The 22,114-nt window shown below is 65.4% G+C and carries 20 protein-coding genes; 15 read left to right on the top strand and 5 right to left on the bottom strand.

Annotation, left to right across the window (positions count from 1 at the left end; genetic code table 11):
- Position 1: 1 nt before the first annotated feature.
- Positions 2 to 1,492 carry a M48 family metalloprotease gene (locus HZZ16_RS19910; protein ID WP_197950940.1) on the top strand — a complete coding sequence of 497 codons (1,491 nt, stop codon included), beginning with the start codon at positions 2 to 4 and terminating at the stop codon, positions 1,490 to 1,492.
- 76 nt (positions 1,493 to 1,568) lie between these two features.
- Here HZZ16_RS19910 and HZZ16_RS19915 read toward each other — a convergent pair whose 3' ends face one another.
- Both HZZ16_RS19915 and HZZ16_RS19920 read right to left on the bottom strand, forming a co-directional pair.
- A complete protein-coding gene (locus HZZ16_RS19915) occupies positions 1,569 to 2,816 on the bottom strand; it encodes an MFS transporter (protein ID WP_197950818.1) in 1,248 nt (415 codons plus the stop codon).
- Between the two features lie 137 nt (positions 2,817 to 2,953).
- On the bottom strand, positions 2,954 to 4,201 hold the full coding sequence (locus tag HZZ16_RS19920) for an MFS transporter (RefSeq protein ID WP_197950820.1): 1,248 nt from the start codon (positions 4,199 to 4,201) through the stop codon (positions 2,954 to 2,956).
- A 185-nt stretch (positions 4,202 to 4,386) separates the two neighbouring features.
- On the opposite strand from HZZ16_RS19920, the gene HZZ16_RS19925 reads away from it, so the two are divergent.
- Complete coding sequence (locus HZZ16_RS19925; RefSeq protein WP_197950822.1) at positions 4,387 to 6,453, top strand: prolyl oligopeptidase family serine peptidase; 2,067 nt, start codon at positions 4,387 to 4,389, stop codon at positions 6,451 to 6,453.
- A gap of 182 nt (positions 6,454 to 6,635) precedes the next feature.
- On the opposite strand, the gene HZZ16_RS19930 is transcribed toward HZZ16_RS19925, so the two are convergent.
- A complete protein-coding gene (locus HZZ16_RS19930; RefSeq protein ID WP_197950824.1) occupies positions 6,636 to 7,307 on the bottom strand; it encodes a DUF938 domain-containing protein in 672 nt (223 codons plus the stop codon).
- Positions 7,308 to 7,592: 285 nt separating this feature from the next.
- Here HZZ16_RS19930 and soxX point away from each other — a divergent pair, with 285 nt between their 5' ends.
- The 9 genes from soxX (at position 7,593) to HZZ16_RS19975 (ending at position 14,496) form a co-directional block, all read left to right on the top strand.
- On the top strand, positions 7,593 to 7,886 hold the full coding sequence (gene soxX / locus HZZ16_RS19935; protein WP_246510242.1) for a sulfur oxidation c-type cytochrome SoxX: 294 nt from the start codon (positions 7,593 to 7,595) through the stop codon (positions 7,884 to 7,886).
- 26 nt (positions 7,887 to 7,912) lie between these two features.
- Positions 7,913 to 8,398 carry a thiosulfate oxidation carrier protein SoxY gene (gene soxY, locus HZZ16_RS19940; RefSeq protein WP_197950826.1) on the top strand — a complete coding sequence of 162 codons (486 nt, stop codon included), beginning with the start codon at positions 7,913 to 7,915 and terminating at the stop codon, positions 8,396 to 8,398.
- 15 nt (positions 8,399 to 8,413) lie between these two features.
- Positions 8,414 to 8,725: a thiosulfate oxidation carrier complex protein SoxZ gene (gene soxZ, locus HZZ16_RS19945; protein WP_197950828.1), complete on the top strand. Its 312-nt coding sequence runs from the start codon at positions 8,414 to 8,416 to the stop codon at positions 8,723 to 8,725.
- On the top strand, positions 8,725 to 9,588 hold the full coding sequence (gene soxA / locus HZZ16_RS19950) for a sulfur oxidation c-type cytochrome SoxA (RefSeq protein ID WP_197950830.1): 864 nt from the start codon (positions 8,725 to 8,727) through the stop codon (positions 9,586 to 9,588). Before soxZ ends, soxA begins: the two co-directional genes overlap by 1 nt.
- Positions 9,585 to 9,890: a hypothetical protein gene (locus tag HZZ16_RS19955; RefSeq protein ID WP_197950832.1), complete on the top strand. Its 306-nt coding sequence runs from the start codon at positions 9,585 to 9,587 to the stop codon at positions 9,888 to 9,890. The genes soxA and HZZ16_RS19955 overlap by 4 nt, the downstream gene beginning before the upstream one ends.
- A gap of 49 nt (positions 9,891 to 9,939) precedes the next feature.
- Complete coding sequence (gene soxB, locus HZZ16_RS19960; RefSeq protein ID WP_197950834.1) at positions 9,940 to 11,691, top strand: thiosulfohydrolase SoxB; 1,752 nt, start codon at positions 9,940 to 9,942, stop codon at positions 11,689 to 11,691.
- Between the two features lie 139 nt (positions 11,692 to 11,830).
- Positions 11,831 to 12,868, top strand: a complete 1,038-nt coding sequence (locus tag HZZ16_RS19965; protein WP_197950836.1) for an MBL fold metallo-hydrolase — start codon at positions 11,831 to 11,833, stop codon at positions 12,866 to 12,868.
- Positions 12,869 to 12,954: 86 nt separating this feature from the next.
- The gene (locus HZZ16_RS19970) at positions 12,955 to 13,128 is read left to right on the top strand and encodes a hypothetical protein (RefSeq protein WP_197950838.1); all 174 of its coding nucleotides are present in this window, start codon (positions 12,955 to 12,957) and stop codon (positions 13,126 to 13,128) included.
- Positions 13,129 to 13,290: 162 nt separating this feature from the next.
- On the top strand, positions 13,291 to 14,496 hold the full coding sequence (locus HZZ16_RS19975; protein WP_197950840.1) for an MFS transporter: 1,206 nt from the start codon (positions 13,291 to 13,293) through the stop codon (positions 14,494 to 14,496).
- Positions 14,497 to 14,563: 67 nt separating this feature from the next.
- On the opposite strand, the gene HZZ16_RS19980 is transcribed toward HZZ16_RS19975, so the two are convergent.
- Positions 14,564 to 15,889, bottom strand: coding sequence for an MFS transporter (locus HZZ16_RS19980; RefSeq protein WP_197950842.1), 1,326 nt, complete (start codon positions 15,887 to 15,889; stop codon positions 14,564 to 14,566).
- A 146-nt stretch (positions 15,890 to 16,035) separates the two neighbouring features.
- Here HZZ16_RS19980 and HZZ16_RS19985 point away from each other — a divergent pair, with 146 nt between their 5' ends.
- From HZZ16_RS19985 to HZZ16_RS20000, 4 genes are read left to right on the top strand one after another with little or no spacing between them, the layout of a single operon-like run.
- Complete coding sequence (locus tag HZZ16_RS19985) at positions 16,036 to 16,689, top strand: ABC transporter ATP-binding protein (protein WP_197950844.1); 654 nt, start codon at positions 16,036 to 16,038, stop codon at positions 16,687 to 16,689.
- The gene (locus HZZ16_RS19990; protein WP_197950846.1) at positions 16,686 to 19,148 is read left to right on the top strand and encodes an FtsX-like permease family protein; all 2,463 of its coding nucleotides are present in this window, start codon (positions 16,686 to 16,688) and stop codon (positions 19,146 to 19,148) included. Before HZZ16_RS19985 ends, HZZ16_RS19990 begins: the two co-directional genes overlap by 4 nt.
- Complete coding sequence (locus HZZ16_RS19995; RefSeq protein WP_197950849.1) at positions 19,138 to 20,220, top strand: lipocalin-like domain-containing protein; 1,083 nt, start codon at positions 19,138 to 19,140, stop codon at positions 20,218 to 20,220. The genes HZZ16_RS19990 and HZZ16_RS19995 overlap by 11 nt, the downstream gene beginning before the upstream one ends.
- A 29-nt stretch (positions 20,221 to 20,249) precedes the next feature.
- Positions 20,250 to 20,636: an MAPEG family protein gene (locus tag HZZ16_RS20000; protein WP_197950850.1), complete on the top strand. Its 387-nt coding sequence runs from the start codon at positions 20,250 to 20,252 to the stop codon at positions 20,634 to 20,636.
- A 202-nt stretch (positions 20,637 to 20,838) separates the two neighbouring features.
- On the opposite strand, the gene HZZ16_RS20005 is transcribed toward HZZ16_RS20000, so the two are convergent.
- Positions 20,839 to 22,029: an ABC transporter substrate-binding protein gene (locus HZZ16_RS20005; RefSeq protein ID WP_197950852.1), complete on the bottom strand. Its 1,191-nt coding sequence runs from the start codon at positions 22,027 to 22,029 to the stop codon at positions 20,839 to 20,841.
- Positions 22,030 to 22,114: the final 85 nt, after the last annotated feature.

The raw sequence follows: 22,114 nt of genomic DNA on the forward strand, positions 1-22,114 counted from the left end.
GGTGCTAGAACGGCACGGACTGGGCGATTGCCGCCGCCTACGGGCTGCGCCGGCCGCGCTTTGCCTTGCGCTGGGCGGACTTCTCGCCGGCTGCGGCGATATGGGCCGGTTCCAGACTGCGGCGACCCCGGCAGCCGTCGCGATGCCGAAGCCGAAGCCCGCCGTCGCCCAAACCCCGGCCACCGAGAAGGAGCACGAGCGCATCCTGGCGAGCTATGGCGGGACCTATGACGATCCCAAGCTCGAGGCGCTCGTCAGCAAGACCGTCGACCGGCTGGTCGCGGCCTCCGACCGGCCCGACCAGGGCTACAAGGTCACCATCCTCAATTCCGGGGCGGTGAACGCCTTTGCGCTGCCGAACGGCCAGCTCTATGTCACGCGAGGCCTGCTTGCGCTCGCCAGCGACACCTCCGAATTGTCCTCCGTGCTCAGCCACGAGATGGCGCATGTGCTGTCCAAGCACGCGGCGATGCGCGAGGACCAGGCCCGCCAGGCCGCGATCGTCACCCGCGTCGTCACCGACATGAGCAACGATCCCGACCTCACTGCACTGGCGCTGGCCAAGACCAAGCTCACCATGGCGAGCTTCTCGCGCAAGCAGGAGTTCGAAGCCGACGGCATCGGCGTCGGTATCTCCGCCAAGGCGCATTTCGACCCCTACGGCGCGGCGCGCTTCCTGTCGGCAATGGAGCGAAATGCCGAGCTGAAGGCCGGCAAGAGCTCGCTCGATCCACGCGCGCAGGATTTCACCTCGTCGCATCCGGCAACCCCGGAACGCGTGCAGAACGCGCAGAACATTGCCCGCCAATACACGGCGCCTGAAGGTGCCGAGCGCGATCGCGAGAGCTATCTCGCCGCGATCGACAACCTCGTCTATGGCGAAGACCCCAGCGAAGGCTTCGTCCGCGGCCGGCGCTTCCTGCATCCGAAGCTCGGCTTCACCTTCCAGGCGCCGGATAATTTCACGCTCGACAACACCGCGCAGGCCGTGATCGGCGTGCGCGAGGGCGGCGCACAGGCGATGCGCTTCGACGTCGTGCGCGTGCCGGCCGAACAATCGCTCGGCGATTACCTCAACTCCGGCTGGATGGAAGGCGTCGAGAAGGCATCGACCGAGGATCTCACCATCAACGGCTTTCCGGCGGCGTCCGCCACCGCCAAGGGCGATCAGTGGCAGTTCAAGGTCTATGCGCTGCGCTTCGGCAGCGACGTCTATCGCTTCATCTTCGCGGCACGGCAGAAATCGACCGAGAGCGAGCGGAATGCGCGCGAGACCGTCAACTCGTTCCGCCGCCTGTCGCTGGAGGAAATCCAGGCCGCTCGCCCGCTGCGCATCAAGGTCATCACCGTGCAGCCCGGCGATACCGTGGAATCGCTCTCGCACCGCATGGCCGGCGTCGATCATCCCGCCGAGCGCTTCCGCGTGCTGAACGGCCTCGATCGCACCGCGCAGGTGAAGGTGCGCGACCGCGTCAAGATCGTGGCGGACTGAGTGTTTGAGCATGATCGTTTCGGAAAACCGCTACACACTTTTCCGGATCATGCTTTAGCGCCGCGCCAATGGCGCCTCATCCCACTGACGAGCGCTTTGCCCGCGGCTTCCCCCGCACCATGATCAGCGCCGCCGCCATCACCTGCAGCGCAATGCAGAGATAGAACGGCAGCGTATAGCCGCCGGAGAGATCGCGCAGGAAACCGACGACGCCGGGACCGAACGCGTAGGTCACCTGGTTGATCGCGGTGTTGAGGCTGATCAGCACGCCGAAGGCGGCTGAGTCGAACTCTTGCTGCACGATGAGCGAGGGCAGCGTGATGAGGTTGCCGACCGAAAAGCCGAACACGGCGCAGGCCGCGATCAGCACGTAATCGTTGTGCAGGTTGATGACGACGAGAAGCGCGACGGCCTGGCTGAGGAACGACAGCGCGGACGCGAGGCGCTGATCGAGGCGGTCGATCACCAGCGAGAACAGCACGCGGCCGACCACTGCCATCGCGGTCAACACCGCGACGGCCACAGCGGCGCGCTCGCGTCCGATCACGGGATCGAGGAACGAGATCAGATGCACGATGAAGCCGACCTGGGCGAACAGCACCAGGGCGAAGGCGATCGTCACCGTGAGGAAGCCGGCGTCACGCAGCGCGAAGTTGCGGATCTCCGTCGATGATTGCGGCTTCGCCTTCGCGGTCGCGTGCCAGCCGTGGCGATCGGGCGGGCGGCCGACGAAAAGGAGGATGACCGGCACGAGCAGCACCAGCATGGCGCCGGCGGCCGCGTACATCGCACCGGCAAAGCCGATATGGCCGATCAACGCGACCAGCAGCGGCACGCCGGCGATGCCGCCGAAGCTGGCACCGTTTAGCGCGAGACTGATCGCCATGCCGCGCTTCTCGTCGAACCAAAGGCTGATCGTGTTGGTGATCATGGCGAGACTGGTGCCGGCCCAGCCGAAGGCGAGCACGGCATCGGCGAGATAGAGCTGCCAGGGCTCGCGCACCGCGCCGATCGCGACCGCGGCCGCCGCCATCGCCAGCGTGCCTGCGATCAGGCTGAGCCGCGCGCCATATTTCTCGACGGCTTCGCCGACGAAGACGACGAGCAGCGCGCCGAACAGATAGAAGAACGTCGTTCCCGATGAGATCGACGACGCCGACCAGCCGTGGGCGCGCTGCAGCTCGGCGACATAGACGCTCTGGCCATAGAAGCCGAGGCCCCAGCCGAAGGTCGCGAGCAGGAAGCAGACGGCGACGATGCGCCAGCCTTCGTAGCGGAAGGAGGATTCGTTGATTGGCGGAGTGTGACGGGGATTGTCGAGCATTTGCGCTTCTCCTTCGCATCCCCGCAAGCGCTGGCTCTGCGCTCGCCTGTTCATGACGAGCATCATGTAACAACGCGGCTCTCGAAAATCACTTCGACCTGGATCGAAGTGTCAACGCTGCTGACAGCCTCCTGCCATCACACCGCATCCGGGAACTCGCCTATGGCCGCCTCCAGGCGCGCCTTGCGGCGGCGGGCCCAGGAGACCAGCGAGAGCACGACAAGACCCAGCACCACCGGCGGGAACACCACGAGGTTTACCGCGGACCAACCGTAATTGGCGAGCAGCTGGCCCGACGAGAACGAGCCGATCGCCATCATGCCGAATACCAGGAAATCGTTGAAGGCCTGCACCTTGTTGCGCTCCTGCGGGCGATGCGTCTCCAGCACCAGCGCGGAGGCGCCGATGAAGGAGAAATTCCAGCCCACGCCGAGCACGATCAGCGTCGCCCAGAAATGCATGGCCGTGAGGCCGGAGAGACCGATGGTGGCGGCGCCCGCTTCCAGCAGCAGGCCGGCGGCCACGATCTTCGGGGCGCCGAAGCGCGCGATCAGCGTGCCGGTGAAGAAGCTCGGCCCGTACATCGCAACGATGTGCCATTGCAGGCCGAAATTGGAATCGGACACGGACAGGCCGCACAGCTTCATCGCAAGCGGCGCCGAGGTCATGACCAGGTTCATCATGGGATAGGAGATGACGCCGCACAGCGCCGCCGCGATGAAGCGCGGCTGGGACACGATCGTGAGCAGCGGCCGGCCGCCGTGCAGATCGGCCGGCGCCGGCTTCGGCATGTCGACCCCGGCGACGATGCCCATCGCGATCAGCGCGACGGCGGCCTGCACCAGGAAACTGAAGGCGAACAGATAAGGCTGCCAGACATCCATGGTCCATTGCACGAGCTGCGGGCCGAGCACGCCGGCGAACACGCCGCCCGCCATCACCCAGGACACGGCCTTGGGCCGGTAGGCCGCACTGGCGCCGTCGGCGGCCGCGAAGCGATAGGATTGCGCCACCGCGCCGTAGAGACCGCCGAGAAAGGTCGCCAGACAAAACAGCGCGAACGAGCCGTGCAGGATCGCAAACGAGCCGAGCAGGCCGGTGAGCGCGCCGAGGCCCGTGCCGATGACGAAGGCGGCGCGTCGGCCGAAGCGGCGCGAGATCGCACCGGTCGGCAGCGTGCCGGCGGCGAGCCCGACCACATACATCGAGATCGGCACGGTCGCGAACGACATGTCCGGGGCAAGCGTGGCGCCGACGATCGCACCGGTGGCGAAGATCACGGCCGAGTTGGCGCCGGTCAGCGCCTGCGCGGCGGCGAGGCGCACCACGTTGGCGCGCACGCGGGCATCGTCGGCGATCTCATTGGCTGCAGTCACGTCAAGCATCGGCATTTCCGCCCGAAGGGCTCGGTTGATTCGCGGCACTATGGAGGGGCGTGAGAGGGCCGGCAACCGGCGCAAACGGGCGCGGGCCATGCCCCTGACGCAATCGCTTGAATGATAGCGCTGCGCGCCCTTGACGGCTTGCGCTCGATCAAATCCTATTCGCCGCGATCTTGGGAGTTACGTTCATGTCCGTCGACGACAGGCCCACGCTTGAAGCTCCCGACGACGATCCCTGGCTGTGGCTGGAGGAGATCGAGGGCCGGCAGGCGCTCGATTTCGTCGAACGGCAGAACAGCCTGACGCTGCAGGCCTTCGGCGGAGCGGCTTTCGAACGCGACCGCGACATTCTCGCCGGCATCTACGATCGTCCCGACAACATTCCCTATGTCGGCCGGCGCGGCGATCGCCTTTACAATCTCTGGAAGGACGCGGGCAATCCGCGCGGCCTGTGGCGGCGGACCACGCTGGAAGAATTTCGCAAAGCCGCGCCTGCCTGGGAAACCGTGCTCGACATCGACCAGCTCGCTGCCAGCGAGGGCGAGGACTGGCTCCTGAACTGGATCAGCTCGAGCCCGCAGCATCAACGCGTCATCCTGAGCCTCTCGCGCGGCGGGAGCGATGCCGTCACCTTGCGCGAGTTCGACATCGGCACCAAGAGCTTCATTGCCGATGGCTTCGTGCTGCCGGAAGCCAAGGGCGGCGTCGACTGGCTCGACGCCGATACGCTGCTGCTCTCCAGCGCCTATGGCGCGAACATGGCGACGACATCAGGCTATGCCAGAACGATCCGGCTGTGGCGGCGCGGCGAGCCGGTCGAGCAGGCGCAGGTGATCTTCGAGACGACCGCCGACCGGATGCGGGTCTATTGCGGCGTCGACGACACTGGCCCTGAGCCGCGGGCCTGGATCGTCGACCAGGTCGACTTCTTCAATTTCGCGATCTGGCTCCGCGACGCCGCCGGCGCGCTCACCAAGCTGGATCTGCCGACCGGCGTCTGGATGCAGGCACATGGCGACTGGTTCGCGATGAAGCTGCGGCAGCCATGGACCATCGCCGGGCGGACATTCGCGGCGGACAGCGTGCTCGGCATCTCGCTGTCGGCCTTTCTCGCCGGCGATCGCGACTTCACCGTGCTGTTCGTGCCCGGACCGCGGCGCGCATTGCAGGGCCTGTTCTGGACGGCGGGCAAGCTCGTGCTGCCGATCCTCGACGAGTTGCGGCCGGTGCATGAGGTCCGCACGCCCTCGCCCACCGGCTGGGCTCGTACGACACTGCTGGGGCTTCCCGACATCGGCGTGGTCGACGTCTGGCGGCTCGATCACCACGAATCCCAAGGCAATGGCGATCTGCTCGCCAATGTGCAGGATCCGCTGACGCCGGCCGCGCTGCTGCTGCTCGAGCACGGCGTCGCAAGCCCGGTCGTGCTGAAGCAGGCGCCAAAAACCTTCACCTCCGATGGCCTCTTGGTGACACAGCACGAGGCGATCTCCGTTGACGGCGAGCGTATCCCCTATGTGCAGACCGGCCCCGCTGGCGAGACCGGCGATGCGCCGGTCTATCTGAGCGCCTATGGCGGTTTCGGGGTCTCGGTGAAGCCGTATTACAACGCCTCGGTCGGCAAACTATGGCTGGAGCGCGGCGGCACGATTGTCCAGGCGAATTTGCGTGGCGGCGGCGAGTTCGGCACGCGCTGGCACGATGCCGGGCGGCTTGCCGGCAAGACGCTCTCACACGACGATTTTGCCGCGGTCGCCGCCGATCTCGTCCGCCGCGGTGTGACGAGCGCGAAACGCATCGCCGCCCAGGGCGGATCGAACGGCGGCATCCTCATCACCAACATGCTGGTGCGCTACCCCGAGCGTTTCGGCGCGCTGTTCTGCACCATCCCGCTGATCGACATGCGCCGCTACACCAAGCTGCTCGCGGGCGCGAGCTGGATCGCGGAATATGGCGATCCCGACAAGCCCAACGAATGGGAATGGCTGAAGACCTACTCGGCCTATCACAACGTCAGGGACGGCCAGTCCTACCCGCCGATCCTGATCGCGACCACGCGGCGCGACGACCGCGTCCATCCCGGCCATGCCCGCAAGATGGCGGCGAAGCTGCAGGCCATGGGCTATGAGGCCTGGTTCTACGAGCCGGCTGCAGGCGGCCACGGCTACGGCAAGGACAACAAGGAGCGCGCCGGATTCGAGGTGCTGGGCTATCGGTTCTTAAAGGAGAAGATCGGGTGGAGGGATGGGGCGTGACGGCCTCTTGATCTGACCAACGCGAGCCCAGTGGGCGGTGCACCTCTCCCGCTTGCGGGAGAGGTCGGCGTGCGAAGCACGGCGGGGGAGGGTTCTCTCCTCTAGGGGACTGTCCCATCGCGGAGACACCCTCTCCCCAACCCTCCCCCGCAAGCGGGGGAGGGAGCGCACCGCCTTCGTAGCTAGCGCGCGAACACCAGCGTCAGATTGTTCGCGGGCATCTCGATCGTATCGATGAGGCCGAGGCCTGCCGCCTTCGCGAGCTTCTCGACGTCGACGACGTCGCGCACGCCCCATTCGGGATTGCCCTCGCGCAACGAGGTGTCGAACACCGCGTTGCTGAGCGCGGTGTGCTTGCCGTCGCGCTTGAAGGGGCCGTAGAGGAACAGCTTGCCGTCACGGCGCAAATAACGGCCGGCGCCGGCGAACAGGCCTTCGGCCACGGCCCAGGGCGCGATGTGAATGACATTGGCGCAGAACACGGCCGCGAGGCTGGTCGGCCCCTGCCCGCTTTTCATTTTCGGGCACCAGTCGGGATCGGTGAGGTCGATGCGCAGGGGTGGGCGGATGTTCGGCAGGCCCGCATGCACGCGCCAGGCTTCGATGCTCTTGAGGTGGCGCTGGTTGAGATCGCTCGGCCACCAGGTCAGGCCGGGCGTGTGGCGGGCGAAATGCACCACGTGCTGCCCGGTTCCACTTCCGAGTTCCACGACGTTGCCGGTCGCATCCGCGAGGTGCTTTTCCAGCGCTGCCCAGATCGGTTCGTGATTGCGATGGAAGGCCGGCGCATCGAGCCGGCCATCCGGCTCCACCCGTCCGCCATCCCTGCCAAATTCGACCACATATTCAGCCAAGTGACGTCCCCAAAAATGCGAACCAGAAAAGAAGGCCAAACGCCCGAGAATAATCTGCTAGTCCACGCCCATCCGAATGAACGAACTATCTCGTCAGTTGCAATGCGGAGGATATTAACTCCATTTTGCCGCGTGCATAGTCTTGATTGTCAGGCGATGGCCTTTGTGCTTTTGAACAATTCCGCAAATGAGATCATCGAGATAACGTTCCGGGACGATGCCTTGACCCTCTTTCCTCGCAAGCCCGCTCTGCTTGCTGCACTGGCCCTCCTCGCCGGCGCGGCAATGGCCCCGGCGGAGGCGCAGTCCACCGTGGCGGAGGGCCAGAAGCTCGCCTTCGACCGCGGCAAGGGCAATTGCCTCACTTGCCACGTCATCAAAGGCGGCGACCTGCCGGGGACGATCGGACCGGAGCTGAAGGATATCAAGTCAAAATACCCTGATCGCAACGAGCTCACCGCGATCATCTTCGACGAGACCAGGCGCAATCCGCAAACCATGATGCCACCGTTCGGCCGGAACCGGATTTTGACCGAACAGGAGATCGACGCGATTGTTGATTTCCTGCAGACGCTGTAACCGCCGGCGGCCCCAGGAGACTTGAGATGACCACGACGACGAGGCCTCATCCGACGCGGCGCCTGATCCTTCAGGGCGCAGCCTCCGTGGCGCTGCTCGGCCTCGGCAATCTGCCGTTGGCGCCCGCGCGCGCTGCGGCGAACGACAAATATCCCGAAGAAGCCTTCAGGCAGAAGAGCGAGGCGGATGCGATCAAGTCGCTCTACGGCAAGACCGCCGAGCCGTCTGACAAGGTCAAGCTGGATGCGCCGGAGATCGCCGAGAACGGCGGCGTCGTGCCGATCTCGGTGACGACGACGCTGGACAAGGTCACCTCGATCTCGCTCTTCGTGGCGGAGAACCCGAACGCGCTGGCGGCCAGCTACAGGATTCCCGATGGCACGATCCCTGCTGTCGCCAACCGGCTGAAGATGGCCAGGACCACCAAATTGACCGCGATCGTAGAGGCCGACGGCAAGCTCTACAGCGCGACCAAGGAGGTCAAGGTCACCGTCGGCGGTTGCGGCGGCTAAACGAGGCAGTTCGACATGGCTTCCAGCATTCGCGTGCGCGCAACATCGAGCGGCGACATCACCGAGGTGCAGGCGCTGATCCAGCACCCCATGGACACCGGCCTCGTCAAGGATTCCAAGGGCGAGTTGATCCCAGCGCATTTCATCCAGCAGTTGAGATTCGAATGTAACGGCAAGGACGTGTTCGTCGCCGATTGGGGTACTGCGGTGTCCAAGGATCCTTATGTGAAGTTCAGCTTCAAGGGCGCCAAGAAGGGCGACGAGATCAAGATCTCCTGGACCGACAACAAGGGCGGCTCGGACACGACCACCGCGAAGATCGCGTGATGAAGGCCCGCTCCGTCCTCCTGCTTGGCTCGCTCGGCGCTGCGCTCATCGCGTTCGCGCTCGCCTCGCCGGGCGTGATCGCTGCCGACATGGTCGATCCCGTCGCCGATGCCAAGGCGTTCCAGAACTTCTTCTTCCAGAAGTTTCCGAACGTGAAGCACGAGGATTTCGTCAACGGTCCGTATTCCATGAACGAGGACATGAAGCGGCAGTGGCAGGAGAAGGAGGAATTCCCGCCTTACGAGTTCGCGCTCGAGGCCGGCAAGGAGATGTTTTCGACCCCGTTCAAGAACGGCAAGACCTATGCCGACTGCTTTCCGAACGGCGGCATCGGCATCCGTCAGAACTATCCGTACTTCGACACCGGGGAAGGCAAGGTCATCACGCTGGAGCTCGCGCTCAACCGCTGCCGCGAGGCCAACGGAGAGGCGCCCTATTCCTACGTCAAGGACGAGATGGCCTCGCTCACCGCCTACATGGCCTACACCTCGCGCGGCAAGCCGATGGAGATCAAGATCCCCGACGATCCCCGCGCGCTGGCGGCGTTCGAGAACGGCAAGCGCTATTTCTACACGCGGCGTGGCCAGATGAATTTCTCCTGCGCGAGCTGCCATGTGCAGAGCCCGGGCGAGCGCATCCGCGCCGAGACCCTCGCTCCGGCGCTCGGCATCCTCAACGCGATGCCGATCTACCGTTCGGAATGGAGCGGCATGGGCACGACCAGCCGCCGCTTCGTCACCTGCAACAGCCAGACCCGCGCGGTTCCGCTGGAGCCGCAGTCGGATGAGTATCGCGACGTCGAATATTTCCTGTCCTACGTCGCCAACGGTCTGCCGATCTCGGGACCGGGAGCACGGCCATGAAGCGGTCACTTAGCTTGGCCATGCTGCTCGCCTTAAGCCTTGCGCCATCCGCGCGCGCGGCGAATGAGGCGGACTACAAGGCGGCCTATGCCGCCGCCGAAGCCGCCTCCAAGGAGGCGGCCGGCATGCGCAACCAGTGGACCGTGACCGCATCTGCGCTGGCGGCCGCGAAGAAGGCTGCCGATGGCGGCGATTTCGACCGTGCGGTGGCCGCGGCCAGGGAAGCCGAAGCGCTGGCGAAGGCGTCGATCTTCCAGGCTGTTTCCGAAAAAGAAGCCTGGAAGGCGATGGAAATCCGCTAGACTGCCCGCAGTGAACGCAGTCCCGACGAGAGGCGCGGAGAATTCTTGAATGGCGATCCGCCGCCGCGATTTCCTGAAAGGTGCAGGCCTTGCCGCCGCAACAATCAGCCTGCCGCGGCTGGCCCGCGGCGCTGATGCCGCCAGCATCTACGACCTCGAACGGTTCGGCAATGCGCGGATCCTGCACATCACCGATACGCATGCGCAGCTCAATCCGGTCTATTTCCGCGAGCCCAGCGTCAATATCGGCATCGGTGAGATGGCGGGACGGCCGCCGCATCTGGTCGGCCGCGCCTTCCTCGAACGCTTCGGCATCCGGCCCGACAGCGCCGATGCCTATGCCTTCACGTGCTTCGAGTTCGAGAAGTCCGCGGGTCGCTTCGGCAAGCTTGGGGGCTTTGCCCACCTGAAGACGCTGGTCGATCGCCTGCGCGCCGATGTCGGCGAGCGGCGTTCGCTGCTCGTCGACGGCGGCGATCTCTGGCAGGGCACGGGGCTGGCCAACCTGATGCAGGGCCGCGACATGGTCGAGGTCGCCAATCTGCTCGGCATCGAGGCGATGACGGGACATTGGGAATTCACCTATGGCGAGCAGGCGCTGCGCGACAATCTGGAGCGCTTCAAGGGCGAGTTCCTGGCGCAGAACGTGTTCCTGACCGAGGAGGCCGCGTTCAACGATGCCCCCGCCTTCGACAAAGCCATTGGACGCGTGTTCAAGCCTTCTGTCATCAAGGAGCTCGGCGGGCATCGCATCGCGATCGTCGGCCAGGCCTTTCCCTACACACCGATCGCGCATCCCAGGAGGTTCACACCGGACTGGAGCTTCGGGATCCGCGAGGAGGAGCTCCAGAAGCATGTCGATGCCTTGCGCGGCACCGACAAGGTCGACGCCGTCGTGCTGCTGTCGCACAACGGCATGGACGTGGACCTCAAGCTCGCCAGCCGGGTCACGGGCATCGACGTCATTCTCGGCGGCCACACCCATGATGCCGTGCCGCAGCCGATGCCAGTGAAGAACGCAGGTGGCACGACGCTCGTCACCAATGCCGGCTCCAACGGGAAATTTCTGGGTGTGCTCGATCTCGCGCTCGACAGCGGCAAGGTCAGCGATGTCAGGTATCGTTTGCTGCCGGTCTATTCGGAGCTGCTGAAACCCGATCCGGCGATGGCCGAGCTGATCGGCCGGGTCCGTGCGCCGCACGTGGCCGACTGGTCGGAAAAGATCGCAACACCGGACCGGCTGCTTTATCGCCGCGGCAATTTCTCAGGGCCCATGGACGAACTGATCTGCACCGCGCTGCGCACCGAGCTCAACGCCGAGATCGCTCTGTCGCCGGGCTTCCGCTGGGGCGTCACCGCGCTGTCCGGCCAGGCGATGACCATGGAGGATCTGCTGGCGGAAACCGCGATCACCTATCCCGAGACCTATGTGCAGGAGATGACGGGGGCCCAGATCAAGGACCTGCTCGAGGACGTCTGCGACAACCTCTTCAACTCCGATCCCTACTACCAGCAGGGCGGCGACATGGTGCGTGCCGGCGGGCTCAGCTACACCTGCACGCCGGACGCCGCGATCGGCAGCCGCATCTCGGAGCTGAGGCTCAGTGGCGGCAAGGCGCTCAGCGCCAGCCACCGCTACAAGGTCGCGGGCTGGGCCTCGGTCAACGGCCAGCAGGGCGCGCCGGTGTGGGACGTGGTCGGCAAATATCTGCGCTCGGGCCGGATGGTTCAGGAGCGACTCGGCTCCGGCGTGACGCTGAAAGGGGTCGAGGGCAATCCGGGCATTGCAGGACTGGGATGAAGCGGTCGCAGCTCTGTCCGCGATCATGCTAGCTGCAACAAGAATCTTCTAAATTTCCTTGTTTATGCAGTAAATTAGTTCTCTACTCGGACCGTATTGTAGTAGAATCTTGGAAATCAGTTCCAAGCCGGGTCCTGCCATGATCTTCCGACAGCTCTTCGACAGCGTTTCGGGCACCTACAGCTATCTCCTCGCCAGCCGCCCCGGCGGCGAGGCGCTGATTCTGGACCCTGTGCTGGAGAAGGTCGACCGTTACTGCCGATTGCTGCGCGAGCTCGACCTCAAGCTGGTCAAGGCGGTGGACACGCATCTACATGCCGACCACGTCACTGGCCTCGGCGAGCTGCGCGACCGCACCCATTGCATGACCGTGATGGGCGACCAGACCAAGGCCGACGTCGTCGCCATGCGGGTGGCCGACGGCGACAAGGTGACGATCGAGGGCCTCTCGCTGGACGTGATGTACACGCCGGGCCATACCGACGATTCCTATTCCTACCTGATGGGCGACCGCGTCTTCACCGGCGACACGCTGCTGATCCGCGGTACCGGCCGCACCGATTTCCAGAACGGCTCGGCGCGCGCGCAATACGATTCGATCTTCAACCGCCTCTTGAAGCTGCCGGACGAGACGATGGTGTTTCCGGCCCACGACTACAAGGGCGACACCGTCTCCACCATCGGCGAGGAAAAGCGCTACAATCCGCGGCTCCAGGTGCGCTCGGTCGACGAATATGTCGAGCTGATGGCCAACCTGAAGCTGCCCAATCCGAAGATGATGGACGTGGCGATCCCCGCCAACATGCATGTCGGCCTGCATCAGGAGGAGCTGGAGAAGGAAGGCCGCGCGCTCAGCGCGATCGAGGCGATCCGCAGCCTCGGCCGGCCCGACATCCTGCTGGTGGACCTGCGCGAGACCAATGAGCGGATGAAGCACGGCATGCTCGAAGGCGCGCTGCACACGCCCTATCCGTCCGTCGAGGAGAGCCTCAAGCCCGGCGGCATGCTGCGCGAGGTCGCGGCTGCAACGGGGCGCCGCATCGTGTTCTTCTGCGCCTTCGGCGAACGCTCGGCGATGGCCGTTGCGGCTGCAAAGGAGGCCGGGCTTGTCAACACCGCGCATATCGCCGGCGGCCTCGATGCCTGGAAGAAGGCGGGCGGGCCGGTGGTGCACTGACGACCTCGTCGCCTCTTGAGATAAATCAGGCGCCGCACATATTTGGCGGGTAAATTCGGATGCAGCATCACCATCCGGGACCAGCCATGGCCAAGACCGGCAAGCCGAGCGAGCCGCCCAAGACCACCGAGAACAAGCCCGCGGACAACAAGGCGAAGAGGGCCCCGCGCCGGCGCGAGACCGATGACGACGATTACGAAGACGGCGACATCGCAACGCCGAAGCGCGACCGCTATGGTCCGGATGACGAGCCATTCTGAGGATGCAGCTCCGCTATCGTTCCTGCGCTCGCTAGGGACAACGGAAGCACACCCGACCCCGCACGGCCGCACCCGCACTACCTGCCATGCGCCTGCGTTCATGGACAAATAACCGCCCTCCCCGATAGTTTGCCCGTTCATCGGGAGTGAAACGGAACTGCAATGGTCGACGTTCTCGCCGCACCGCAGCAAGGCAAAGCGGACAGTGCGCTGCGCACGCTGACCGGAATCTCGATCGCGCATTGGGTCAGCCATTTCCATCTGCTGGTCCTGCCGATGCTGTTTCCGTTCCTGAAGGAGAAGCTCGGCGTCGGCTATGTCGAGCTCGGCTTCTCGCTGACCACGCTCGCCATCGTCTCCGGCCTGACGCAGGCGCCGACCGGCTACCTCGTCGACCATTTTGGCGCGCGCAAAATCCTGCTGATCGGGCTGACACTCGGCGGCTGCGCGCTGATCCTGCTCGGTCTGCACCTCAGCTACGCCGCGCTGATCGCCTGTGCCGTGCTGCTCGGGCTCGCCAACAGCGTCTATCACCCCGCCGATTACGCGATCCTGGCCCAGCACATGGATGAGGCGCGGATGGGCCGCGCCTTCTCGATCCACACCTTCGCCGGCTATCTCGGCGGCGCGGTGACGCCGGCGATCGTGGCGGCACTGGTCACGGTGTGGGGCGGCGTCGGCGCACTGATCGCCTCCGGCGCGATCGCCATTGTGGTGGCGATGCTGCTGGTGGCCATGGGCATCCCCGAGGCCGGCGCACACAAGAAGAAACCGGGCAGCGCAAGCGCGCCGAAGCAGGCCGTGATCACGCCGGCGCTGATCACGCTGACCGCGCTGTTCATGCTGCTCAGCCTGTCGGTCGCCGGCATCAACAATTTCGGCGTGGTCGCGCTGATGAGCGGCCACGGCACGTCCTATTCGATCGCCAATGTTGCGCTGACGGCGTTTCTCGCCGCAAGCGCCGCGGGCGTGCTCGCCGGCGGCTTCCTCGCCGACCGCACCGAGCGACACGGCTATGTCGCCGCGGCCTGCTTTGCCGCCAATGCGGCCATCGTGCTGCTGATCGCGCTCGTAACGCTGCCGGGCTGGGCCCTCACCGCGACGATGGGGACCGCGGGCTTCCTCTCCGGCGTGATCGCGCCTTCGCGCGACATGCTGGTGCGCAATGCCGCGCCTCCGGGCGCCGCGGGGCGCGCCTTCGGCATCGTCTCCACCGGCTTCAACCTCGGCGGCATCGTCTCACCGCTGCTGTTCGGCTGGATCATGGATCAAAGCGCGCCGCACTGGGTGTTCGGCGCGTCCGTGATCTTCATGGTGGCGACGGTGGTGCTGTCGCCGTTTACGGAACGCCGGGCGGCGAAAGCTTGACGACGGCCGAACTCGGATCGCGCGCTCGATACGACGACAGTCGTGAGTGAGGCGGCGGGCGGCCTCCTTACGTCGGCGACACTGCGCCCTTCAGCGCCGTGCCCTGCGCCGTCGCACCACGCGTCAGCCTGGCCTTTTCCGTGTTCGGCCACAGCAGCAGCAGGCCGATGACGCCGGAGCCAATCATGACCACCGCGTTGATGGTGAAGCCGGTCAGGTAGCCGTCGAGCATGCTGCCGGCGCGCTGGATCACGGTGCCCATCACGCTCGGCGCGATGATGCCTGAAAGCGTGTAGAGCGCGCCGTAGATCGCGAGCACTGCACCGCGTTGCGAGGCCGGGGTGAACTCGCCGAGCATCGGCGGGCAGACCACGTAGATCGCGCCGCAGAGGCCGGAGCCGACCACAAGCAGCGCGATCTGCAGGCCGGCGCCCTCGACATGCGCCATCGCGGCGAGGATCAGGCCGCCGACGATGAGCGGCACCGAGCCGAGCACGCCGCGCGAGACGCGCGTGGTGTAGCCGCGGGCCATCATCACCTGCGAGATCCAGCCGGTGAGGATGACGATGGTTGCACCGAACACCCAGGGCAGGATCGAGATGAAGCCGGCCTGGCTCTGCGAGAAGCCGAGCCCCTTGACGATGAAGGGCGTGAACCAGGTGAGGCCGAGCGACAGCGCCCAATAAGCGCCGAAGGTCGCGATCACGCAGCCGAGGAAGGTACGCGAGGTCAGCAGCTGCACGTACGGAATCTTCGGCTCGGCGGCGGCCAGGACCTCTGTATCCTCCAGCGGGCCTTCCTTGCCGAGCGCGAGCCAGGCTGCGACCCAGATCAAGCCGACGACCCCGAGCGCGCCGAAGGCGTAGTGCCAGGAATGGTTGACGATGATCCAGTTCAGCGCCGGCACCGCCAGGATGACGCCGAAGGCTGAGCCCTGCGACAGGATCGCGGTCGGCAGCGTGCGCTTCTCGTCGGGAAACCATTTGTAGATGGCGTGCGCGGCGACCGAGAAGGCCGGCCCTTCGCCCGCCCCCAGCACGATGCGGCAGATCAAGAGCGTGGTGAAGGAGACCGTGCCGACCATCGGGAACTGCGACACCGCCCAGATCACCGCCAGCGTCAACAACACCCAGCGCGTCGGCACCTTGTTGACGATGAAGCCGACCACGATGGCCGAGATCGAGAACAGGAAGAAGAACGAGGACCCGAGCAGGCCGAACTGCTCGGCACTGAGCTTCATCTCGGTCATGATCGGCACGCCGGCGAGACCGACGACGATCTTGTCCGCGAAGTTCACCACCATGAAAAGAAAGAGGAGAAATGTAATGGTCCAGGCGCCCTTTGGCGTTTTGGTCGTCGTAGCCGCCACATTGGGCGTTCCCTGAGCGCTCATCATTCTCCCCGCATGTCTTTTTTCGGCACTTTCTTGATTTGGCCGTCTTGGAAGCTAACAGCGGCTTCAGGGCCAACGCAACCCCGGCATTTCCGCATCAGGTGTGCTAGGCAGCAATTCCGTTAATTCCGTCCGACGCCATCATCGTGCTGAGCATCCGAAACCTCTCAAAGACCTTCTCTTCGGCCGGCGAGCCCGTCCATGTTCTGCGCGGCGTCGACCTCGACCTCGGGGCTGGCGAGCGCGTCGCGCTGACCGGTGAATCCGGCAGCGGCAAGAGCACGCTGCTGCACCTGATCGCCGGCCTCGACGCCGCCGATGGCGGCTCGATCCGGCTGGGCGACATCGAGGTCACCAAGCTCTCGGACGCGGGACGGGCCAGCTTGCGGCGGAATCGCATCGGCCTGGTTTTTCAGCAGTTCAACCTGATCCCGAGCCTCTCCGTGGCGGATAATCTCGCGTTTCAGGCGCGGATCGCCGGCCGGCATGATGCGGCCTGGACAAAAGAGCTTGTCGAGCGCCTGGGACTCGGCAGCCTGCTCAAACGTTATCCGGAGCAAATATCAGGCGGCCAGCAGCAGCGGGTCGCGATCGGCCGGGCGCTGGCGACAAAGCCCTCACTGCTGCTGGCGGACGAGCCGACCGGCAATCTCGACGAAGCCACCGCCGAGGAGGTGCTGGCGCTGGCGCGCGACCTCGTCGCGCGCACCGGCTGCGGCTTCCTGATGGTGACGCACAGCCTGCATCTCGCCGCCACGCTCGACCGTCATCTCACGTTGCATGCGGGGCGCATTTCATGAGGCGCGCGCTCTGGGTTCTCGCCGTGCTGCTCAGCCATTGGCGGCGCCACAAGATGCAGTTCGCGACGCTGCTGATCGGATTGATCGCCGCCACCGCGCTGTGGAGCGGCGTGCAGGCCATCAACCAGCAGGCCCGCAATGCCTATGACCGCGCCGCAGCGACATTCGGCGGCGTGCGCACCGCGATGCTGGTCGCTCCCAATGCGGCGACTTTCCCGCAGGAGCTGTTCATAAAGCTCCGTCGCGCCGGCTGGCCGGTGTCGCCGGTGCTGGAGGGACGTGTCCAGATGAACGGGCATTCGGTGCGGCTGCTCGGCATCGAGCCGGTCACGCTTCCGGTCGATGTCGGCAATGCACCGCGCCTGGGTGCAGCGGATCTCGGCAGCTTCGTTGCTCCGCCCGGCCAGACCTTGGTGGCACGGGAAACGCTGAGGGGCTTGCAAGAGGCGGAAGGCGCGGCGCCGGCGATCAGCAGCGGCGCAAGGCTGCCGCCGCTGCGCGTTCAGCCGCAGCTCGCACCCGATGTGCTCGTGGTCGATATCGGCGTCGCACAGCGGCTGCTGAGCAAGCCCGACCAGGTCTCTCGGCTGCTGATCGGCAAGCCGAGGGGCAAGCCCGCACCACTCGCGAGCGTGGTCGGCGAGCAATTGCAGCTGATAGAGCCGAATGCGGAGACGGAGCTCGAGCGTCTCACCGACAGTTTTCATCTCAACCTCACCGCCTTCGGCCTGCTGTCGTTCTTCGTCGGCCTGTTCATCGTCAATTCGGCCGTGGGCCTTGCCTTCGAGCAGCGGCTGCCGATGCTGCGCACCTTGCGCGCCTGTGGCGCCTCGGCGCGGCTGGTCAACATGGTGCTGGTGATCGAGCTGGTGGCCCTGGCGCTGGTCGCAGGCCTGATCGGGCTCGCTTGCGGCTATTTCATCGCAGCCGCCCTGCTGCCGGATGTCGCGGCCTCGCTGCGCGGGCTCTATGGCGCGCAGATCCCGGGGCAGCTCAGCCTGCGGCCCGAATGGTGGCTCGCCGGCATCGGCATCAGCGTGGCGGGTGCGCTTGTGGCGGCGGCGACCAGCCTGATCAAGGCGATCAGGATGCCGGTGCTGGCGACGGCGCAGCCGGGCGCCTGGCAGCAGCGGCAACGCCGCTGGCTGATCCTGCAGAGCTGTGCGGCCTGCGTCGTGTTCGCCGTCGCGCTGCTGCTGTTCCACTACGGGCAATCGCTGATCGCAGGGTTCGGCGTGCTCGCCGCACTGATGTTCGGTGCGGCCCTGATCCTGCCGGCATTCCTCGAGATCATCCTGCTCGTCGGCCAGCGCACCGCGCGCGGACCGATTGCGCTGTGGTTCTGGGCGGACAGCCGGCAGCAGCTCTCCGGGCTGTCGCTGGCGCTGATGGCGCTGCTGCTCGCGCTTGCCGTCAATGTCGGGGTCTCCACCATGGTGGAGACCTTCAGCCGCACCTTCATCGGCTGGCTCAACGGGCGGCTCGCGGCCGACGTCTACATCAGCGCCTCCGACAACGCGCAAGGTACGGCGATCCGCAACTGGCTTAAGGATCGCAGCGATGTTCAGGCGATCCTCCCCGGCGGGCGCGCGGAGGCGCTGGTGCGGGGCGAGCCGGTCGAGTTGCTCGGCCTGCCCGATCACGCGCTCTATCGCGAGCGCTGGCCGCTGCTCGACACCGCGCCGCGCGCCTGGACCCGGCTGGTGCCGGGCAATGCCGCCTTCATCAGCGAGCAGTTGAGCCGCCGGCTGAACGTGCAGATCGGCGACGTCGTCGAGGTGCCGGCGCCGGGCGGGAGCTGGGAGCTCGACATCGTCGGCATCTATGCCGATTACGGCAACCCCAAGGGGCAGCTCACGGTGAACGTCGCCGCATTGATCCGGCAGTTTCCGCAGACGCCGCAGACGCGGATTGGCCTGATCGTCGCGAAGGACAATATCCCCGGCCTGATCGCGGCCTTGCAGAAGCAGTTCGGGCTCGACGACCGCAGCGTTGCCGACCAGGCGACGGTGAAGGCGGAATCGATCCGTATCTTCAACCGTACCTTCGCGGTGACGTCGGCGCTGAACGCCTTCACGCTCGGCGTTGCAGGCATTGCGCTTCTTACTGGCCTGCTCACGCTGGCCAACTCGCGCCTGCCGCAGCTTGCGCCGCTGTGGGCGATCGGCCTGACGCGGCCGCGCCTTGCCGCGATCGAGCTGACCAAGACGCTCTCGGTCGCGCTGTTCACGGCACTGCTGGCCGTGCCGCTCGGACTCCTGGTCGCGTGGTGCCTGATCGCAATCGTGAACGTGAAAGCATTCGGCTGGCGGCTGCCGTTCCACGTCTTCCCGTTGCGGCTGGTGGAGCTGGTCGCGGTGGCGCTCTGCGCCTCGCTGCTTGCGGCGCTGCTGCCGATGGTACGGCTGGCGCGGATGCAGCCGGCAAACCTCGTCAAGGTGTTCGCCAATGAGCGGTGAAGCAATCACGCGGCGCGCCTTCGCCGGCAGCATCGCCGCCCTTGCCCTGGCGCACCGCGCCGGCGCACAGGGCTATGCCGGGCTCGGCGAGACCGCCGATGGGTTTGCAAAGGTGACGCCGGGAAAGGCGTTCACCTTTCCCGTCGATCACGGACCGCATCCGGACTTTCGTATCGAGTGGTGGTATCTCACGGCAAACCTGGTCGATGCGAGCGGCGCGGCCTGCGGCCTGCAATGGACGCTGTTCCGCCAGGCGGCGCAACCAGGTCCGCAAGGCGAAGGCTGGGCCAATCAGCAGGTGTGGATGGCGCATGCGGCGGTGACGCGCGCCGACACCCACCGTTTCTCCGAGACGTTTTCACGCGGTGGCGTTGGGCAAGCCGGCGTGACGGCAAAACCATTCGAGGCCTGGATCGACGATTGGGAGATGAAGGGTGTCGAGCGCCTCGACGATCGCACCTTGGCGCCGCTGACGCTGAAGGCGTCCGGTGCCGATTTCAGCTACGCGCTGACGCTGGAGGCCAACCGGCCAGTCGTGCTGCAGGGCGATCGCGGCTTCAGCCGCAAGTCGGAGCGCGGGCAGGCCTCGTACTACTACAGCCAGCCGTTCTACCGCGCGCGCGGCACGCTCAGCATCGACGACAAGCCGGCCGCTGTCTCCGGTCAGGCCTGGATGGACCGGGAATGGAGCAGCCAGCCGCTCGACGCCGACCAGACCGGCTGGGACTGGCTGTCGTTGCATCTGTCATCCGGCGACAAGCTGATGCTGTACCGGCTGCGGCAGAAGGACGGCAGAGACTATCCGTTCGGCAATTGGATCAGCGCCAGCGGCGAGACGCAGATGATTGCAGGCAGCGACATCCAGATGATGCCAAAGGCGACGGCGGAAGTCGCGGGACGCAAGCTGCCGGTAGAATGGCAGATTGCGATCCCGTCGCGATCGTTCGCGATCCTGTGCAAGCCGCTCAATCCCAAAGCCTGGATGGGGACCGGTTTCTCCTATTGGGAGGGACCGATCCACTTTGCCGGCACGCAAGACGGCGTTGGCTATCTCGAGCTGACCGGCTATTGAAGCGCGGTTTCTTTCCAAGGGGTTTCGCGATGTATCATCTCACCGCCCTCGTCACGCTGCTGGCGATCGCGTTTTATTTCTTCACCGCCATCAACGTCTCGCGCTCGCGCACCAAGACCGGCGTCAAGGTGCCTGCGATGTCGGGGCATCCGGATTTCGAGCGGGCCTTCCGCATCCAGATGAACACGCTGGAATGGATGCCGATCGTCCTGCCAGCCCTTTGGCTGTTCGCGATCTATATCAGCGACGCCATCGCGGCGGGGATCGGCGCGATCTGGATCACCGGCCGCATCATCTATTTCGTCGGTTATTCGCAAGCAGCGGCCAAGCGCGGCACTGGCTTTGCGATCCAGGCGCTCGCCGCCATCGCGCTGTGGGTCGGGGCGATGGGTGCGGTGTTGGTGCGGTTGGTGTGAGGGGCCGAGCTGCGGACACATACTCGGTGTCGTCCCGGACAAGCGTCAGCGCCGATCCGGGACCCATAACCACAGGAAGATGTCGTGACGCGAGCTGATCACTCTGAGTCCCCGTAACCACGCCTGCTTGTGTTTATGGGTCCCGGATCGGCGCGCGCTTGAGGCGCGCTTGTCCGGGACGACAGCGGAATGTGTGGCGCCCCTACTTCGTCAGCGGACAGCCGCTCTCCTTGGCGGTGAAGAAGGCCTTATCGCCGGGGACGGTGGCGAGCAGCTTGTAATAGTCCCAGGGCTTCTTCGATTCCGAGGGCTTCTTGACCTCGAACAGATACATGTCGTGAACCATGCGGCCGTTCTCGAGCACCTTGCCGCCCTGCGCGAAATCGTCGTCGACCGGCAGCTCCTTCAGCTTCTTGGCGACGGCATCCGGATCCTTGGTGCCGGCAGCCTTGACGGCTTTCAGATAGCTTAGCGTCGCCGAATAGGTACCGGCGTGGATCATGCTCGGCATACGCCCGGTGCGCTTGAGGAAGCGCTCGCCGAGATTGCGCGTCTTGTCGTTGAGATCCCAGTAATAGCCTTCCGTCAGCACCAGGCCTTGCGCGGCCTGCAAGCCGAGGCCGTTGACTTCGGCAAGCGTCATCAAGAGGCCCGCGAGCTTCTGGCCACTCGCGACGATGCCGAACTCGGACGCCTGCTTGATCGAATTGGTGGTGTCGAGGCCGGCATTGGCGAGGCCGACGATCTTCGCCTTCGAGCTCTGCGCCTGCAGCAGGAAGGAGGAGAAGTCCGACGAATTGAGCGGCACGCGTACCGAGCCGAGCACCTTGCCGCCATTGGCGGTGACGATCTCGCTGGTGTCCTTCTCCAGCGCGTAGCCGAAGGCGTAGTCCGCGGTGAGGAAGAACCAGGTGTCGCCACCGGCCTTGGTCAGCGCGCCGCCGGTGCCGACGCCGAGCGCGCGGGTGTCGTAGGCCCAGTGGAAACCGTAGGGTTGGCAGGCATCGCCGGTGAGCCGAGAGGTCGCGGCGCCGACGACGATGTCGATCTTCTTCTTTTCCTTGGAGAGCTCGTGGATCGCGAGCGCGACCGAGGAAGTCGTCAGCTCCGTGATCATGTCGACGTGCTCGACGTCATACCAGCGCCGCGCGATCGAGCTTGCGAGATCAGGCTTGTTCTGGTGGTCGGCCGTGACGAGCTCGACCTTCTGGCCGAGCACCTCGCCGCCGAAATCCTCGATCGCCATCTTGGCCGCTTCGACCGACCATTTGCCGCCGTAATCGGCGTACACGCCGGACTGGTCGTTGAGGATGCCGATCTTGACGCCTTGCGCGGAGGCGGGAACCGCAATCAAGAGGGCCGAGGCCGCTGCGGCCCAAAGTGCTGATTTCATATGTTTAACTCCCGGCATTGTTCTGTGAAATCGCGCGGATAGTAGTGAAGAACCCCGCGTGCGCCCATCCATTTCGTGTTGATCG

This window comes from Bradyrhizobium glycinis, from assembly GCF_016031655.1.
GTDB lineage: Bacteria > Pseudomonadota > Alphaproteobacteria > Rhizobiales > Xanthobacteraceae > Bradyrhizobium > Bradyrhizobium glycinis.

Excerpts from the sequence above, each read along its gene's own strand:
- HZZ16_RS19990 (WP_197950846.1), top strand. The coding sequence starts at position 16,686 with ATGAGGCGCGCGCTCTGGGTTCTCGCCGTGCTGCTCAGCCATTGGCGG.
- HZZ16_RS19955 (WP_197950832.1), top strand. The coding sequence starts at position 9,585 with ATGAAGCGGTCACTTAGCTTGGCCATGCTGCTCGCCTTAAGCCTTGCG.
- HZZ16_RS20005 (WP_197950852.1), bottom strand. The coding sequence starts at position 22,029 with ATGAAATCAGCACTTTGGGCCGCAGCGGCCTCGGCCCTCTTGATTGCG.
- soxY (WP_197950826.1), top strand. The coding sequence starts at position 7,913 with ATGACCACGACGACGAGGCCTCATCCGACGCGGCGCCTGATCCTTCAG.
- HZZ16_RS19925 (WP_197950822.1), top strand. The coding sequence starts at position 4,387 with ATGTCCGTCGACGACAGGCCCACGCTTGAAGCTCCCGACGACGATCCC.
- soxA (WP_197950830.1), top strand. The coding sequence starts at position 8,725 with ATGAAGGCCCGCTCCGTCCTCCTGCTTGGCTCGCTCGGCGCTGCGCTC.
- HZZ16_RS19970 (WP_197950838.1), top strand. The coding sequence starts at position 12,955 with ATGGCCAAGACCGGCAAGCCGAGCGAGCCGCCCAAGACCACCGAGAAC.
- soxX (WP_246510242.1), top strand. The coding sequence starts at position 7,593 with ATGGCCCCGGCGGAGGCGCAGTCCACCGTGGCGGAGGGCCAGAAGCTC.
- HZZ16_RS19965 (WP_197950836.1), top strand. The coding sequence starts at position 11,831 with ATGATCTTCCGACAGCTCTTCGACAGCGTTTCGGGCACCTACAGCTAT.
- HZZ16_RS20000 (WP_197950850.1), top strand. The coding sequence starts at position 20,250 with ATGTATCATCTCACCGCCCTCGTCACGCTGCTGGCGATCGCGTTTTAT.
- HZZ16_RS19995 (WP_197950849.1), top strand. The coding sequence starts at position 19,138 with ATGAGCGGTGAAGCAATCACGCGGCGCGCCTTCGCCGGCAGCATCGCC.
- HZZ16_RS19975 (WP_197950840.1), top strand. The coding sequence starts at position 13,291 with ATGGTCGACGTTCTCGCCGCACCGCAGCAAGGCAAAGCGGACAGTGCG.
- soxZ (WP_197950828.1), top strand. The coding sequence starts at position 8,414 with ATGGCTTCCAGCATTCGCGTGCGCGCAACATCGAGCGGCGACATCACC.
- HZZ16_RS19980 (WP_197950842.1), bottom strand. The coding sequence starts at position 15,889 with ATGAGCGCTCAGGGAACGCCCAATGTGGCGGCTACGACGACCAAAACG.
- HZZ16_RS19915 (WP_197950818.1), bottom strand. The coding sequence starts at position 2,816 with ATGCTCGACAATCCCCGTCACACTCCGCCAATCAACGAATCCTCCTTC.
- soxB (WP_197950834.1), top strand. The coding sequence starts at position 9,940 with ATGGCGATCCGCCGCCGCGATTTCCTGAAAGGTGCAGGCCTTGCCGCC.
- HZZ16_RS19920 (WP_197950820.1), bottom strand. The coding sequence starts at position 4,201 with ATGCTTGACGTGACTGCAGCCAATGAGATCGCCGACGATGCCCGCGTG.